The 13,340-nt window shown below is 72.9% G+C and carries 12 protein-coding genes; 9 read left to right on the forward strand and 3 right to left on the reverse strand.

Features of this window, described 5'->3' with window-relative positions:
* Positions 1-133 precede the first annotated feature (133 nt).
* Complete coding sequence (locus tag CIK81_RS15880; RefSeq protein ID WP_114306001.1) at positions 134-1,057, forward strand: neutral zinc metallopeptidase; 924 nt, start codon at positions 134-136, stop codon at positions 1,055-1,057.
* 173 nt (positions 1,058-1,230) lie between these two features.
* Here CIK81_RS15880 and CIK81_RS15885 read toward each other — a convergent pair whose 3' ends face one another.
* Positions 1,231-1,830, reverse strand: a complete 600-nt coding sequence (locus CIK81_RS15885) for an orotate phosphoribosyltransferase (RefSeq protein ID WP_096196290.1) — start codon at positions 1,828-1,830, stop codon at positions 1,231-1,233.
* Between the two features lie 209 nt (positions 1,831-2,039).
* A complete protein-coding gene (locus CIK81_RS15890) occupies positions 2,040-2,885 on the reverse strand; it encodes an SDR family oxidoreductase (RefSeq protein ID WP_096196291.1) in 846 nt (281 codons plus the stop codon).
* Between the two features lie 75 nt (positions 2,886-2,960).
* On the opposite strand from CIK81_RS15890, the gene CIK81_RS15895 reads away from it, so the two are divergent.
* From CIK81_RS15895 to CIK81_RS15925, 7 genes are all read left to right on the forward strand, one after another.
* A complete protein-coding gene (locus CIK81_RS15895; RefSeq protein ID WP_096165275.1) occupies positions 2,961-3,761 on the forward strand; it encodes an exodeoxyribonuclease III in 801 nt (266 codons plus the stop codon).
* Between the two features lie 506 nt (positions 3,762-4,267).
* Positions 4,268-5,425 (forward strand): septum site-determining protein Ssd, encoded by a 1,158-nt coding sequence (ssd, locus tag CIK81_RS15900; RefSeq protein ID WP_114307560.1) that lies wholly within the window; start codon positions 4,268-4,270, stop codon positions 5,423-5,425.
* Positions 5,422-6,654, forward strand: a complete 1,233-nt coding sequence (locus tag CIK81_RS15905) for a TadA family conjugal transfer-associated ATPase (RefSeq protein ID WP_096196293.1) — start codon at positions 5,422-5,424, stop codon at positions 6,652-6,654. The genes ssd and CIK81_RS15905 overlap by 4 nt, the downstream gene beginning before the upstream one ends.
* Positions 6,651-7,748 (forward strand): type II secretion system F family protein, encoded by a 1,098-nt coding sequence (locus CIK81_RS15910; protein WP_114355882.1) that lies wholly within the window; start codon positions 6,651-6,653, stop codon positions 7,746-7,748. The genes CIK81_RS15905 and CIK81_RS15910 overlap by 4 nt, the downstream gene beginning before the upstream one ends.
* 241 nt (positions 7,749-7,989) lie before the next feature.
* Positions 7,990-8,190 carry a DUF4244 domain-containing protein gene (locus CIK81_RS15915; RefSeq protein ID WP_114307559.1) on the forward strand — a complete coding sequence of 67 codons (201 nt, stop codon included), beginning with the start codon at positions 7,990-7,992 and terminating at the stop codon, positions 8,188-8,190.
* Positions 8,190-8,585 (forward strand): TadE family type IV pilus minor pilin, encoded by a 396-nt coding sequence (locus CIK81_RS15920; protein WP_096165282.1) that lies wholly within the window; start codon positions 8,190-8,192, stop codon positions 8,583-8,585. The genes CIK81_RS15915 and CIK81_RS15920 overlap by 1 nt, the downstream gene beginning before the upstream one ends.
* Entirely contained in the window at positions 8,582-8,926 is a 345-nt protein-coding gene (locus CIK81_RS15925) for an Rv3654c family TadE-like protein (protein WP_096165285.1), read from the forward strand. Before CIK81_RS15920 ends, CIK81_RS15925 begins: the two co-directional genes overlap by 4 nt.
* A gap of 2 nt (positions 8,927-8,928) precedes the next feature.
* On the opposite strand, the gene CIK81_RS15930 is transcribed toward CIK81_RS15925, so the two are convergent.
* Positions 8,929-11,445 carry a DEAD/DEAH box helicase gene (locus CIK81_RS15930; RefSeq protein ID WP_096196297.1) on the reverse strand — a complete coding sequence of 839 codons (2,517 nt, stop codon included), beginning with the start codon at positions 11,443-11,445 and terminating at the stop codon, positions 8,929-8,931.
* Between the two features lie 76 nt (positions 11,446-11,521).
* On the opposite strand from CIK81_RS15930, the gene CIK81_RS15935 reads away from it, so the two are divergent.
* The gene (locus CIK81_RS15935) at positions 11,522-13,222 is read left to right on the forward strand and encodes a methyltransferase (protein WP_114355883.1); all 1,701 of its coding nucleotides are present in this window, start codon (positions 11,522-11,524) and stop codon (positions 13,220-13,222) included.
* Positions 13,223-13,340 lie beyond the last annotated feature (118 nt).

Genomic DNA, 13,340 nt, shown 5'->3' on the forward strand with positions numbered 1-13,340 from the left:
GAGGCAGCGGCCTGCCCTGCTCATATCGTAGAGGGGCGGCGGCATCCTGCCGCTCCTGCGCCAGCGAGTGCGCAGGACCTTCACGAACGCCATTCAGCCTGCTCACGTGGATCTCTCGGTCTACTCTGTCGCTATGACCTTCACCCCGAGTGCGGAGATCCGCTCCGGCAACGTCGCCCGCGCGGGCGGTGCCGGCGGAGGTCGAGGTCCGGGCGGATTCCGGCCCGGTGGTGGGCTGAAGCTCGGGGGCGGCGGCGGATGCCTCCTGCTGGTGGTCCTGCTGATCCTCACGTTCACCGGGGTGATCGATCCGGCGACCTTCCTGGGCGGGACCGATGAGAACGGCCCGGCCGCCGAGGGCGGTGCGCTCGAGGAGTGCCAGACGGGGGCGGACGCCGACGAGCGCGATGAGTGCCTGGTCCAGGCGACGGTCGAATCCGCGGACTCGCTGTGGGCACGGCTCGGCCCCGAGTCGGGCATCGACTTCGTCGAGCCCCAGGGGCGGGTGTTCGACGACTCGGTGCAGACCGGCTGCGGTGGGGCCACGGCCGACATCGGCCCGTTCTACTGCCCGGCCGACGCGACCCTCTACGTCGACGTGTCGTTCTTCGATTCGCTGTCCACGCAGTACGGGGCCGACGGCGGCCAGCTCGCCAAGATGTATGTGGTGGCTCATGAGTACGGCCACCACATCCAATACCTGTCCGGCACGATGCAGAGCGCGGATCGCTCCCAGACCGGCCCGCAGTCCGACGGGGTGCGCATCGAGCTGCAGGCCGACTGCTACGCGGGGGTGTGGGCCAGCCATGCGTCGTCCACCACGGACGATCAGGGGCAGGCGATGCTGTCGCCGCTGTCCGAGCAGGACATCGACTCGGCGCTGTCCGCGGCGAGCGCGGTGGGTGATGACCACATCCAGGGCGCGGTCGCCGGCGGTGAGGTGCGGCCGGAGACCTGGACGCACGGCTCCTCCGAGCAGCGTCGCGCCTGGTTCACGACCGGCTACGAGCGGGGGACCGTGGAGTCCTGCGACACCTTCTCCGTCGAACGGGTCTGACCCGGCCCGTCAGAGGTCGCGCGGGCCCGCGTCGAATCAGCGCGCGCCGAACGGCTCTCGTCGAGAGGGCGGGCGCCGAACGGCTCTCGTCGGGACAGCGGGCGCCGAGCGATTCCGCGCCGAGTCTGCGGGGGCCGAACGGGCCCCGACACACCCGTCGGCCGCGCGTCGTCTCAGATCTCGAGCTCGGAGAGGTCGTAGGCGGAGAGGTAGCGGTAACCGGCGGCCTCAACGGCCTCGCGGGAGGCGTCCGAACGGTGCACGATCACGGCGACCGCTGCGATCTCGGCACCGGCCTCGGTGAGGGCTTCGCAGGCGGTCAGCACGCTGCCGCCCGTGGTCGAGGTGTCCTCGACGGCGATCACGCGACGACCGGTGACGTCCGGTCCCTCGATCCGCCGCTGCAGGCCATGCGCCTTGTTGGCCTTGCGCACCACGAAGGCGTCGAGCGGGTCGATCGCCTCGTCGGCCGCGGAGGCGTGCAGGATCGAGGTGGCGACCGGGTCGGCGCCGAGGGTGAGCCCGCCGACGGCTTCGACGCCGGGCACGAGGCCCTCGCGCTGCAGCAGGTCGAGCATCACGCGGCCGACGAGCGGTGCGGCCTCGTGGTGGAGGGTGATGCGGCGCAGGTCGACGTAATGATCGGCCTCGGCGCCCGAGGAGAGCACGACGTGGCCGCGCACGACGGCGAGGTCACGGATCAGCTCACGCAAGCGCTCACGGGCGGCGTCGATCGGGGCGGACAGGGCGGGGCCGGTGCTGGTCTCGGGCATGCCGCCAGGGTAATGGACCTCGCCGCCCCGGCGTCGTCCGCGCCGGACCGTGGAGCCGCCGGGGGCTGACGAGGAGAAGCCCGGCTGGCGCTCCGAGCAGCGGTGGCAGGCGGGTCGCCGCCCCGAGCAGCGGTAGCAGACAGGTCGCCGCTCCGAGCAGTCGGGAAGCAGCCGGGCTGACGCTCCGGGTCGCCACGCAGCTGCCGGAACTACTCGCCCTCGCGCTGCCAGGGAGCGCGGAGGTTGCGCCTCGAGGCCCGGCGTCGGGAGCGCAGCACGGCGCGCTGCTGCATGCGGTGGTACCAGTTCGGCGAGGTCAGCGCCCGCACCATCGACCGCGGCGCGATCCGGGAGAACTCGCCTGCGGTCCGATACTTCACCGAGGGGATCGACAGCACGTTCCCCTTGGCGGTGTCCTTGAGCGCCTGCTCCACGACGAACGGCGCCTTCAGCCAGGTGATCCGCGGCAGACCGTCCATCGTCATGGCCGCCCGCTCATGGAACTCGGTCTGCACAAAGCCCGGGAGCAGAGCAGTGGCCGTGACGCCGGTGCCCTTGAGCTCCATGGCCAGCGCCTCCGTGAACACCGTGACCCAGCTCTTGGAGGCCGCATAGGGTCCCGCCGTGGTGTAGCCGGCCAGGGAGCTCACGTTGAGGATGGCCCCACGCCGACGCTGCACCATGGTGCGCGCCGCCGCATGGGACAGCACCAGGACAGCCTTCATGAGGGTGTCCATCTGCATCTCGTGGTCCTCGATGCCCACCTCGAGGAAGCCGCCGCGCAGTCCGTAGCCCGCGTTGTTGACCAGCAGGTCCACGCGGTCCACCGGGTCGGTGAGCCGGACGGCGACCTTCTCCAGCAGCTCACGGTCCGAGAGGTCCGCCGCGAGCACCTCGACGTCGACGTCGTGGACGTCCCGGATCTGCTCGGAGACGGCGCGCAGCCTGTCCTCATCCCGTGAGACCAGCACGAGATCATGCCCGGTGCCTGCCAACTGCCAGGCGAACTCCAGGCCCAACCCTGAGGTCGATCCGGTGACGAGTGCGCGCGCCATGAGCTGAGTTTACGACTCTTCGTGGCCACTCATGACCATCTGCGAAGGTCGGCGCTCCCCCGTAGCATCGTCGGCATGCGCATCGCCACCTGGAACATCAATTCTCTGCGAGCACGAATGGATCGCGTGCTCGCCTTCCTGGAGCGTCACGACGTCGACGTGCTGGCTCTGCAGGAGACCAAGGCCAAACCCGAGCAGCTGGACCTCACCGCTCTGCAGGAGGCCGGATACGAGGTCAGCGCACACGGGCTGAATCAGTGGAACGGCGTCGCGCTGATCTCGCGCGTCGGCCTGAGCGACGTGCGCACCGAGCTGCCCGACGTGCCCAGCTGGCCCGAGGACGAAACGGGCGTGGTCGAGGCCCGTGCCCTCAGCGGTGTCGTCGGCGACGGTCTGCGGATCTGGTCGCTGTACGTGCCCAACGGCCGCGAGCTCGAGCACCCTCACTACGCCTACAAGCTGCGCTGGCTGGAGGCCCTGCGGGCCGAGGCCTCCCGCACGCTCTCCGAGGATCCGGCCGCGCGCGCCGTGCTCGTGGGCGACTTCAACGTCGCCCCGCTGGACGAGGACGTCTGGGACATGAGCTTCTTCGAGGGCAAGACCCACGTCACCGAGCCCGAGCGCGCCGCGTTCCGGGCCGTGGTCGATGCCGGCTACGCCGACGTGGTGCGCCCCGATCACGAGGGTCCGGGCGTGTACACCTACTGGGACTACCAGGCGCTGCGCTTCCCGAAGAAGGAAGGCATGCGCATCGACTTCGTGCTCGGCTCCCCCGCCGTGCAGAGCGCCGTCAGCGGATCGTTCATCGATCGCGAGGAGCGCAAGGGCAAGGGCGCCTCGGATCACGCGCCGGTGGTGGTCGACCTGGAGTTCTGAGGCCGACGCCGACCCGGGGCTCCGAGACCGACGGGGCGGCAGGTCCGGAGAGCCTGGGTCCTGCGGTCCTGCGGCCCGGCGCACGAGGCGCGGCCGACAAGCCGGCCCGGTGGGCGAATGTGCCCGGTCGACAAACCGGCTCGGTCGACAAACCGGCCCGTGAGCGAATCGGCCCGGTCGACGCATGGCGCGAACATCGGCCCGCACAGAATGGAGCGGCGTCGCAGTGACTGCGGCGCCGCTCCGGACGAGCCTTGGCATCGGTATCAGGCGTGCACGGTGAGTGGCTGCGGTGGCGCTTTCGACGCCTCACAGCCGGTCCGTTGCGGGGACCAGTCGCACGTGGGTTCCGGTGCCGGTATTCGTCGTTGTCCACGTCACATTACGCCGGACCGGAGCGGTTGGCAAGCCCTCTGCGCGCGGCACCTCTCCTCCCCAGAGGGCGGTTGTCCACCGCCGCGCCTCCCGCCCGGTGAGCAACCGTCCGGCACGGCAACGATGGCCGCATGACCAGCACAACCATGCGTCCACGCGGCAGCGCACCGCACGGCTCGAGCTCCCCGGGGGACGCCCTCGCGGCCGCGTCCGCCCTCCTGTCGTCGGCCGGTCCGCGGCGCCGCCCCGCGCGGTTCCCCGGCCCTTCCGCCGCGCCTCCGACAACGGCCGACGGGCCTCTCCTGGTGCGCTGGGCGGGTGCGGATGAGGGGCTGCGCGAGCTGGTCCGCGACCACGCCGGCGCGCTGGGGATGGAGCTGTCCGAGAGCCCTTCCGAGGGGACGACCGTCTGCCTCGTGGTGGACGCTGCCGCGCTCGAGCATCAGGAGCGCGCAGTGCGCACCGGGCGTCTCCCGCTGCTCGTGGTCACCGCCTCGCCAGAGGTTCCGCAGGAGGTCTGGGAGAGGGCCCTCGCCGTCGGCGCCCAGGCCGTTGTTCCGCTGCCCGCGGGATCGGACGGCTTCCTCTCGCACCTGGCCGAGTTCTCCCGTCCGCGCGCCGCCTCCCGGATCCTCGGGGTGGTCGGCGGCTGCGGCGGCGCGGGCACCTCGAGCTTCGCGGCACGCCTGGCCGCCGCGGCGCGCACTCACGGGTCGACGGTGCTGATCGATGCCGATCCGTTGGGCGGCGGCCTGGACCTCCTGATCGAGGCGCCCGAAGCCGCCGGGATCGGTTGGGCGGATGTCTCGGGCCTCGGTCCCGATGATGGAGAGGCCCTGCACGACGGCCTTCCGGCGGTGGACGACGTGCGCCTGCTGGCGGCGACGAATCACGTGGGCCCGGCCCCGGAGCCCCTGGCCAGAGTGCTGACGGCGCTGCGTCCGCTCGGCAGCACCGTCGTGGTGGATCTGGCCGACGGGCTCGTTCCCGACTGCGCCGAGCATCTCGACCAGCTGCTCCTGGTGGTTCCCGCCTCCGATCATGCGGTCCGGGCGACGGCACGCCGCCTGCGCAGCTGGCAGCTGCCCGACGCCATCGCTCAGGTGGTCGTGCGACGGCGCGGTCCGCTCACTCCCGCCGAGGTGTCCCAGGACCTCGGCCTCCCCCTCGCGGCCTCCTTCCGGGACGGCCCCGCCGCGGCGGTCCCCCTGTTGGACGTGAGGCGCCGTGGCGCGGATCGTTCGGCACGGCGGCTGATGGCGCACCTGCACCAGGAGCAGGCGGCATGAGCGACGACTGCGCCCGCACCCCGGCCCAGGGGATCGCTGCCGGGACCCTCGACGAGAACCTGGCCTCCCTCGTCGAGCTGGTGCGCGAGGACCTCGTGCGCTCCCCGGGCGCCATCGACGTCCCCCGCATCACTCGCGCGCTGCGCCGGCAGGGCAGGGTGCTCGGCGCCGCAGCGACCCTCGAACTGACCGCGCGCATTCGCGACCACGTCGAGGGGCTCGGGCCCCTCCAGGACCTGATGGCCCCCGGCGTGACGGACCTGCTGGTCAACGACGACGGGAGCGTCTGGGTCGACGACGCCGACGGGTTGCACCCGACGCCCGTGCACCTCTCCCCCAGCCAGGCCCGCGACCTGGCCGTGCGGCTGGCGACCTCCGGTGGCCGGCGGTTGGATGACGCGGTGCCCTGGGCCGACGCCCACCTTCCCTCGGGTCTGCGCTTCCATGCCGTCCTCCCGCCGCTCTCCCCCGGAGGCGCGATCCTCTCCCTGCGCCTGCCCGGTGGGGTGCGCCTGGATCTCGACGCCCTCCAGTCTCTCGGCGCCTTCACGGCGGCCACCCGGACGGTGCTGCACGCGATCATCGGCTCCCGGCTGCCGTTCCTGGTCACCGGTGGCACGGGGACCGGGAAGTCCACCCTGCTGGCCGCGATGCTCCGGGAGGTCCCCCACCAGGAGCGGATCGTCGTGGTCGAGGACGTCCTCGAGCTCGCCGTGGACCATCCGCACACGGTGCATCTGCAGTCCCGGCATGCCAACAGCGAGGGCGCAGGTGCCGTGGACCTCACCGCTCTGGTGCGCCAGAGCCTGCGCATGCGCCCGGACCGGATCGTGCTCGGCGAGTGCCGCGGCGGTGAGATCCGGGAGCTGCTCCAGGCCCTGAACACCGGACACGAAGGTGGCTGCGGCACCGTCCATGCGAATACCGCAGGCGACGTCCCGGCGCGGCTCGAGGCTCTCGGGGCGCTCGGCGGGCTCGACCGCGGCGCACTGGCGGCCCAGGTGAGCAGCGCCCTGGAGGTGGTGGTCCACCTCGGACGACGGGAGGGACGGCGCACCGTCGAGGAGATCGCCCTGCTGCACCGGGACCGCGAGGGCATGCTGCGGGCCTCGACCGCGCTGCGCGCGACGGCCGAGGGGCTCCAGGAGGGGCCCGCCGCCGCACAGCTCGCCGCCCGCCTGGGTGAGAGCTCACAGGCCCCCGTCGCCCCCGGTCGGAGAGCGGCATGATCTCCGTCGCGATCCTGCTGGCCGCGCTGATGGCGGTCTTCTGGGTCTGTGCGCCGCCGCTCCTGACGAGCAGGCCCGGCCCGGCCGCCAGGGCGACACGCCGTGCCACCGCCGGACGGCTCGAGGTCGCGCGGATGGTCGAGCAGCTGGCCACCGTGATCAGCTCCGGCGCCGGGGTGCGGCAGGCCTGGGCCGCTGTGGCCCATTCGATGCCCGAGGGCGAGCTGGCCGAGATGGCCCGCGCCGCTGCGGCCGGCGCGGATCCGCGTCGCGCCGCCTCCGGCTCGCTCGCCCGCAGCGAGACGATCGGCTCGCTGGGCGCAGCGCTCAGCGTCTGCGAGCGCACCGGTGCTCCGACCGCCGGGATGCTGCAGAGCCTCGCCGATGCCCTGCGGGATCTCCACGACGCCGCACAGGCACGACGCAGCGCCTTCACCGGCCCTCGATCGACCGCCAAGATCCTCCTGGTGCTCCCGCTCGCCGGGTTGGGGCTCGGGGTCCTCCTGGGCGGAGACCCGCTGCGGCTGCTGGTCAGCTCGCCGTCGGGCCACCTGCTCGGCGTCCTCGGGATCGCTCTGACCGGTCTGGGCTGGTGGTGGATGCAGCGCCTGATCCATCGGGCCGATCCGCCGGAGACAGGACGGGTGGATCCATCGGTGGTGCTCGAGCTGATCGCAGGGGCTCTCGACTCCGGGCTGCCGCTGGCCCGGTCGGTCGGCTCCGTCGCGCTCGCGCTGCCCTCGGGTCCGGACGAGGAGACCCTCGGTCGGCTCGCGGGAGCGCTCGACGCCGGGCTCCCCGCCGTGCTCGCCACCGCGGAACTGCCCAGCGAGTTCACCGCGCTGGGGCAGTCTGCGGTGCTCGCGGAATCCGCGGGGGCGGACCTCGCCCGGGTGCTGAGGTCCGCCGCGCGGGATGCTCGCCGGGGCCGGGCCCGGGACGCGGAGGTGCGCGCCGCGCAGCTGGCCGTGCGGCTGGTGCTGCCCACCGGCGTCGCGCTGCTGCCCGCTTTCGTGGTGCTCGGGATCATCCCCACCGTGATCTCCCTGCTCGGCGGCACCTTCGCCCTGACCGCGTCAGGAGCAGCGCTGTGAGCGCCTCCCGTGTGCAGCGTCCTCGCGCCCCGCCAGAGCTCCTCAGCGATCGCCAGAACTCGCACGAACTTCCCTTCACTTCCCACCGATCTCCGGGCTCGAGCCCGGGGCGCAGGCCCCTTCCCGGGCCGACGCCAGGCGGCTGCGGCTGCCACCCGGGGCGACAGCCGTCGTCCCTCCCGAGCGGCTCCCACCGCTCACCCAGGGCGGCCTCAGCCGCCCCGACGAGAAGGAGAGAACCATGTCCGCCACGAAGAGCCGGATGCACCGTGTCCTCGATCGCGTGCTGCGCGACGAGACCGGGGCATCCACCGCCGAGTACGCCATCACCGTGCTCGCCGCCTGCGGTTTCGCCGCCGTCCTGGTCGCCCTGCTGGCGTCCGGGGAGGTGCGCTCGCTGCTGATGGGCATCATCACCTCAGCCCTGTCGATGGGGTCGTGATGCCGCGGTCCGCCCGGTCGTCCCGCCTGCGGGACGACCGGGGGTCCGCCACGGCGGAGACGGCGATCGTGCTGCCCGTGGTGGTGCTGATGGTGGTCGTCATCCTCCTCACCGGAGCCGGGCTCGGCGCCCAGCTGCGACTGGAATCCGCTGCCCGCGGAGCGGCCCGCGAACTGGCTCGGGGCGAGGAGTCCGGAGCCGCGACGGAGACGGCGCAGCGGATCGCCGGGGACGGCGCCCGGGTCGAGGTCTCCGGCAGCGGAATCTGGGTGCGGGTCGAGGTCAGCCGCGCCCTGGAGGCCCCGAGCGGATGGCTCGCCGGCGCTCGCTGGGAGCTGAGCGCCGATGCCGAGGCCCGGCGTGAACCGCACCTGGTCGACAGCGGTGCCCCGTGAGCACGGGAGCGGCGAGCGTGCTGGCCTGGACCGGAGCAGCGACCGCAGTGGTCGCGGGCCTCGCGCTGCTGGGGACAGGAGTGCTCGCACAGTCGCGCGCCGGCACGGCCGCAGATCTCTCCTCGCTCGCCGGGGCCGATGCTCTCGCGGCGGCGAACGGGCAGCCCTGCGTGATCGCCGCCGAGGCCGCCGAGAGGAACGGGGCCCGACTGACCAGCTGCGAGCAGCGCGAATGGGACGTCCTGGTGCAGGTCCAGGTCGAGGCGGACCCGCTGCCTGCGATGACCGCCAGGGCCCGCGCCGGTCCCGGCCCCTCCCAGGGCCCCGGTGACCTGCCGTGACGTCAGGGATGCATCAGCGCGAGCAGGCGTGCGGCCTCGGACTTCGACAGCGGCTCGTTGCCGTTGCCGCACTTGGGCGAGACCACGCAGGCCGGGCAGCCCGCCTCGCAGCCGCACTCGGCGATCATGTCCGCCGTCGCCCGCAGCCAGGCATCGGCGTCGTCCGCCCCGCGCTCGGCGAACCCGGCGCCGCCCGGTGCCCCGTCATAGACGAAGATCGTCGGCTCGCCGGTGTCCTCGTGCTGCGCGGCGGAGACCCCGCCGATGTCCCAGCGGTCGCAGGTGGCCAGCAGCGGCAGCATCGAGATCGCGGCGTGCTCGGCCGCATGCAGGGCGCCGGGCAGCTCCTCACCGGGAATCTCGGCGCCGTCGGTGGTGGCCTGCGGGATCACCCACCACACCGCCTTCGTCGTCAGTGTGCGCGGCGGCAGATCGAGCGGATGCTGGGCGAGGACCGCCTGGGTGAACACGTCACGCACCTGGTAGCCGGTGACCTGGTCGGTGACGTCCACGGTGCCGAAGCACAGCTGCACGCCGCCGGCCCAGGCGACCTCGCGGTCGGTCTGCCGGATCCGGATCGTGGAGGTGGTCTGCGGATGCGTGGAGTGGAGCGGATCCTCCCGGTGCACGAAGGCCACCGCCTGCTCGACGTCGAGGTGGTTCACGACGTAGCTGGTGCGCTGGTGGAGGTACACGGCCCCGTCGTGGACCTGGGTGTGCGCGCTCGCGGCATCGACCGTGCCCAGCAGCGTGCCGCTGGCCTCCTCGACGATGCGCACCGGTTCCCCGCCGCTGCCTCGCAGGTCGGTCAGCTCGTGGGCGGACTCGGTCATGGTCCAGAACCAGCCGGTGGGCCGCGCCCGCAGCACGCCGCGGGCGGCCAGCGTGGTGAGCAGCTCGCGGGCGGTGGGCCCGAAGATGCCCTCCTCGCCGTCGCGGATCGCCAGCTCGGAGGCCGCCGCGCACAGATGCGGAGTCATCACATAGGGGTTGGCGGGGTCGAAGACGGCCGCTTCGACCTCTGCGCCGAACACCGTCTCGGGGTGGTGGACGACGTAGGTGTCCAACGGATCCTCCCGGGCCACGAACAGGGCCAGCGCTCCCCCGTCACGATCCTGCCGTCGGCCTGCCCGCCCGAACTGCTGCCACAGGGAGGCCCGGGTCCCCGGCCAACCGGCGATCACCACGGCGTCCAGGCCGGCGATGTCGATGCCCAGCTCCAGCGCGTTCGTGGAGGCGAGCGCCTTCAGCTCGCCGGAGCGCAGGGCGTCCTCGAGGCCTCGGCGCTCGCGGGCGAGGTAGCCGCCGCGGTAGGCGGCCACGCGCCGGGCGCTGTCCGCGAGGTGGGGGTCGCCGGTGTGCTCGGACTTCTGTTCGAGCATGCGGCGGGCGCCGCTGGAGACCAGCTCGGCGCCGCGCCGGGACCGCGCGAACACGAGCGTCTGGACGTCCCGTTCGACGAGGTCGGCGAGGAGCGCGCCGGCTTCGCTGGTGGCAGAGCGACGCAGCGGTTCGTCGGCCGACTTCGTCGATCCGTCCTCGGCCGCGGGATCGTCTCCGTCCGGCCAGTCCCCGTCGGGGTCGGCGTGGGAGTTGGCACCGACGCCGCTCCCGACACCGTCCCCGGCACCGGCACCGGCACCGGCACCGGCGCCGTATCGATCAGTCGTCATCGGGCCCCGACCGTCCACGCGGGCGATGGTCCCGGGTTCCCACAGGCCGATCGTGAGCCCGGCGCGCGGCGAGCCGTCCTCGGTGACCGCGGTGACGTCCCGGCCCACCAGGCGGCTGGCGGAGAGCTCGGGGTTCGCGGTGGTGGCCGAGGCGAGGATGAAGGTGGGATCGGCCCGGTAGTGGGCGGCGATCCGTCGCAGGCGCCGCAGAACCATCGACACGTGGCTGCCGAACACGCCGCGATAGCTGTGGCACTCGTCGATCACCACGTAGCGCAGTGCTCGGAAGAAGCTCGCCCACTGCTCGTGACCGGGCAGCATCCCGAAGTGCAGCATGTCGGGGTTGGTGAGCACCACGGTGCCGTGGCGGCGCACCCATCGGCGCTGCTCCGTGGGGGTGTCGCCGTCGTAGACCGCCACCCGGGCGTCACGGATCCCCGCCCCGTCGGCCATCGCGGTGATGTTCGTCAGCTGGTCCGCGGCGAGCGCCTTCGTGGGCGAGAGGTACAGGGTCGTGGCGCGGCGCGAGTCGGGATCGAGCTCCCGTGCGCCGACCGCGGTGAGGACGGGCAGCAGGTAGGCGAGGGATTTCCCGGAGGCCGTGGCGGTGGAGAGGACGACATCGCGGCCGTCGTGGGCGAGCTGCGCGGCCTCCTCCTGGTGGATCCAGGGCGCGGCGATCCCCTGCTCCTCGAGGTGCTCGAGCAGGCGCGGATCGACCCAGTCGGGGAAGCGGCCGCGGCGTCCGTCACGGGCAGGACGCTGCTCGACGTGAGTGAGGCAGCTGCGACGGGTGAGCGGCTGCGAGAGGTCGGCCAGCAGATCTGCTGCTCTGCCTGCTCGCATCGACTCCTCATTCCCTGTGCATTTCCCACACCTGGACGTCGGTCGCAGGCCAGGTGGCTGTTGCACAATCGTAGCCATGCCCACCGACGCATCTACGGCGCCCTCCGCCCCTTCTGCGCCCTACTCACCTCCGACGGCCCTGCCGGAGCAGATCACCGCTCTGCGCACCGATCTCGTGGCCGCCCGGTACACGGTCGAGACCACCGAGGCCCTGATGGGGCAGGTCGCCCTCGAAGCGCTGCGCCGCGAGAACCCGATCCCAGCCCGGCGCGCGCTCGACCCGCTCACGGAACCGGCCGCCGTGCTGTTCCGCCTGTTCGCGCTGGGCACGCCCGTCCCCCGGTCCCTCGTGGACGCGGCGCTGCCCACGCTCGGTGCGCAGGGCGCGACGATGCTGGGACTGCTCGGGCCCGCGCCTCTGCGCCCGCTGATCGGGGCGGACGACCACGCGGCCGACGACCCCGACCCGCTGCATGCAGCCCGGGTCGAGCTGTCGCCCTATTCCGCGCGCGACGACATCGGCGAGATCACCTGGTGGATCGCCTCGGATCTCTCCGAGCTCGTCACCGGCCGAGCGCTCGACTCCGAGCACGTGCTGGGTGTGGGCGGCGCCTCCCTCACGCTGGCGCGGATCACACCGCGCGCGAAGGTCGGGCGGGTGCTGGATCTCGGCTGCGGCGGCGGCATCCAAGCACTGCATGCCGCTCGTCACGCCGATCACGTGGTGGCCACCGACCTCTCGGACCGGGCGCTCGCCTTCGCCGCCTTCAACGCGGCGCTGAACGAGACCGAGCTCGAGCTGCGCCAGGGCTCGCTCCTGGACCCGGTCGAGACCGAGACCTTCGATCTGATCGTCTCCAACCCGCCGTTCGTGATCACCCCGCGCCAGGGCAGGCAAGCAGCCCCGGTCACGGCCGATGCGGAAGCGCGAGAGGCAGCGGGAGAGGCAGCGCGCGAGGACGCGGGAGCAGGCATCGACGAGATCTGGACCTACCGCGACGGCGGCCGCGCAGGCGACAGCCTGCTCGCCGACCTGCTGACGGCGCTGCCCGCGCATCTCGCGCCGGGCGGCAGCGCCGTGATGCTCGGCAACTGGGAGATCGGCGCACAGCACGCCTGGGACGTCCATCCCCGCGCCTGGCTCGGCGCCGCGACCGAGGACGGCGTGGACGCCTGGGTGATCCAGCGCGAGCACGAGGATCCTGCCCAGTACGCGGAGACCTGGGCTCGCGACGGCGGCGTGACCAGCCGCGATGCGCGCTGGCCGGAGTTGCAGAACGCCTGGCTCGACGATTTCGCGACCCGCGACGTGGAGAGCATCGGATTCGGCTACCTGCTGCTGCGACGCCCCGAGGCGGGCAGCCCCTCGCGCCCCGGCGTGCTGCGCACCGAGCAGGCCGCGGGCACCGGCACCGGGTCCCTCGCCGCTCACCTCGCCCAGGGCCTGCACGCCCTGGACACCCTGTCCCATCTCGACGACGACGCACTCGCCGCGACCCGACCGGTCCGGGCGGCGGATGTCGTCGAGCGCCGACACCTCACCCCCGGGGAATGGGACCCGATGCTCATCGAGCTCGCGCAGGGAGCCGGGTTGGGCACAGTGGTGCGCGCGGACCAGCTGCTCGCCGCGACCGTCGGCGCCCTGGACGGCACCCTCACCCTGGACCAGGTCATCGGTGCCGTCTGTGCTCTGACCGACGCCGACGTCGACGAATCCCGAGAACGCATGCTCCCGCTCGTGCGGGATCTGCTCGTGACGGGGATGGTGACCCTGTGAGCTCGCCCCTGGACCCCCGCGACGCCACCGCGAACAGCTCCGCCGCTCCGCCCCCGGCAGCTCCGTCCCCGGCTGCACCGCCCCCGGCCGGGCCGCCCCCGGCTGCACCGCCCCCGGC

The sequence above is a fragment of the Brachybacterium sp. JB7 genome (assembly GCF_003335205.1).
Lineage (GTDB): Bacteria > Actinomycetota > Actinomycetes > Actinomycetales > Dermabacteraceae > Brachybacterium > Brachybacterium alimentarium.

Excerpts from the sequence above, each read along its gene's own strand:
- CIK81_RS15935 (WP_114355883.1), top strand. The coding sequence starts at position 11,522 with ATGCCCACCGACGCATCTACGGCGCCCTCCGCCCCTTCTGCGCCCTAC.
- ssd (WP_114307560.1), top strand. The coding sequence starts at position 4,268 with ATGACCAGCACAACCATGCGTCCACGCGGCAGCGCACCGCACGGCTCG.
- CIK81_RS15880 (WP_114306001.1), top strand. The coding sequence starts at position 134 with ATGACCTTCACCCCGAGTGCGGAGATCCGCTCCGGCAACGTCGCCCGC.
- CIK81_RS15895 (WP_096165275.1), top strand. The coding sequence starts at position 2,961 with ATGCGCATCGCCACCTGGAACATCAATTCTCTGCGAGCACGAATGGAT.
- CIK81_RS15910 (WP_114355882.1), top strand. The coding sequence starts at position 6,651 with ATGATCTCCGTCGCGATCCTGCTGGCCGCGCTGATGGCGGTCTTCTGG.
- CIK81_RS15920 (WP_096165282.1), top strand. The coding sequence starts at position 8,190 with ATGCCGCGGTCCGCCCGGTCGTCCCGCCTGCGGGACGACCGGGGGTCC.
- CIK81_RS15890 (WP_096196291.1), bottom strand. The coding sequence starts at position 2,885 with ATGGCGCGCGCACTCGTCACCGGATCGACCTCAGGGTTGGGCCTGGAG.
- CIK81_RS15885 (WP_096196290.1), bottom strand. The coding sequence starts at position 1,830 with ATGCCCGAGACCAGCACCGGCCCCGCCCTGTCCGCCCCGATCGACGCC.
- CIK81_RS15930 (WP_096196297.1), bottom strand. The coding sequence starts at position 11,445 with ATGCGAGCAGGCAGAGCAGCAGATCTGCTGGCCGACCTCTCGCAGCCG.
- CIK81_RS15915 (WP_114307559.1), top strand. The coding sequence starts at position 7,990 with ATGTCCGCCACGAAGAGCCGGATGCACCGTGTCCTCGATCGCGTGCTG.
- CIK81_RS15905 (WP_096196293.1), top strand. The coding sequence starts at position 5,422 with ATGAGCGACGACTGCGCCCGCACCCCGGCCCAGGGGATCGCTGCCGGG.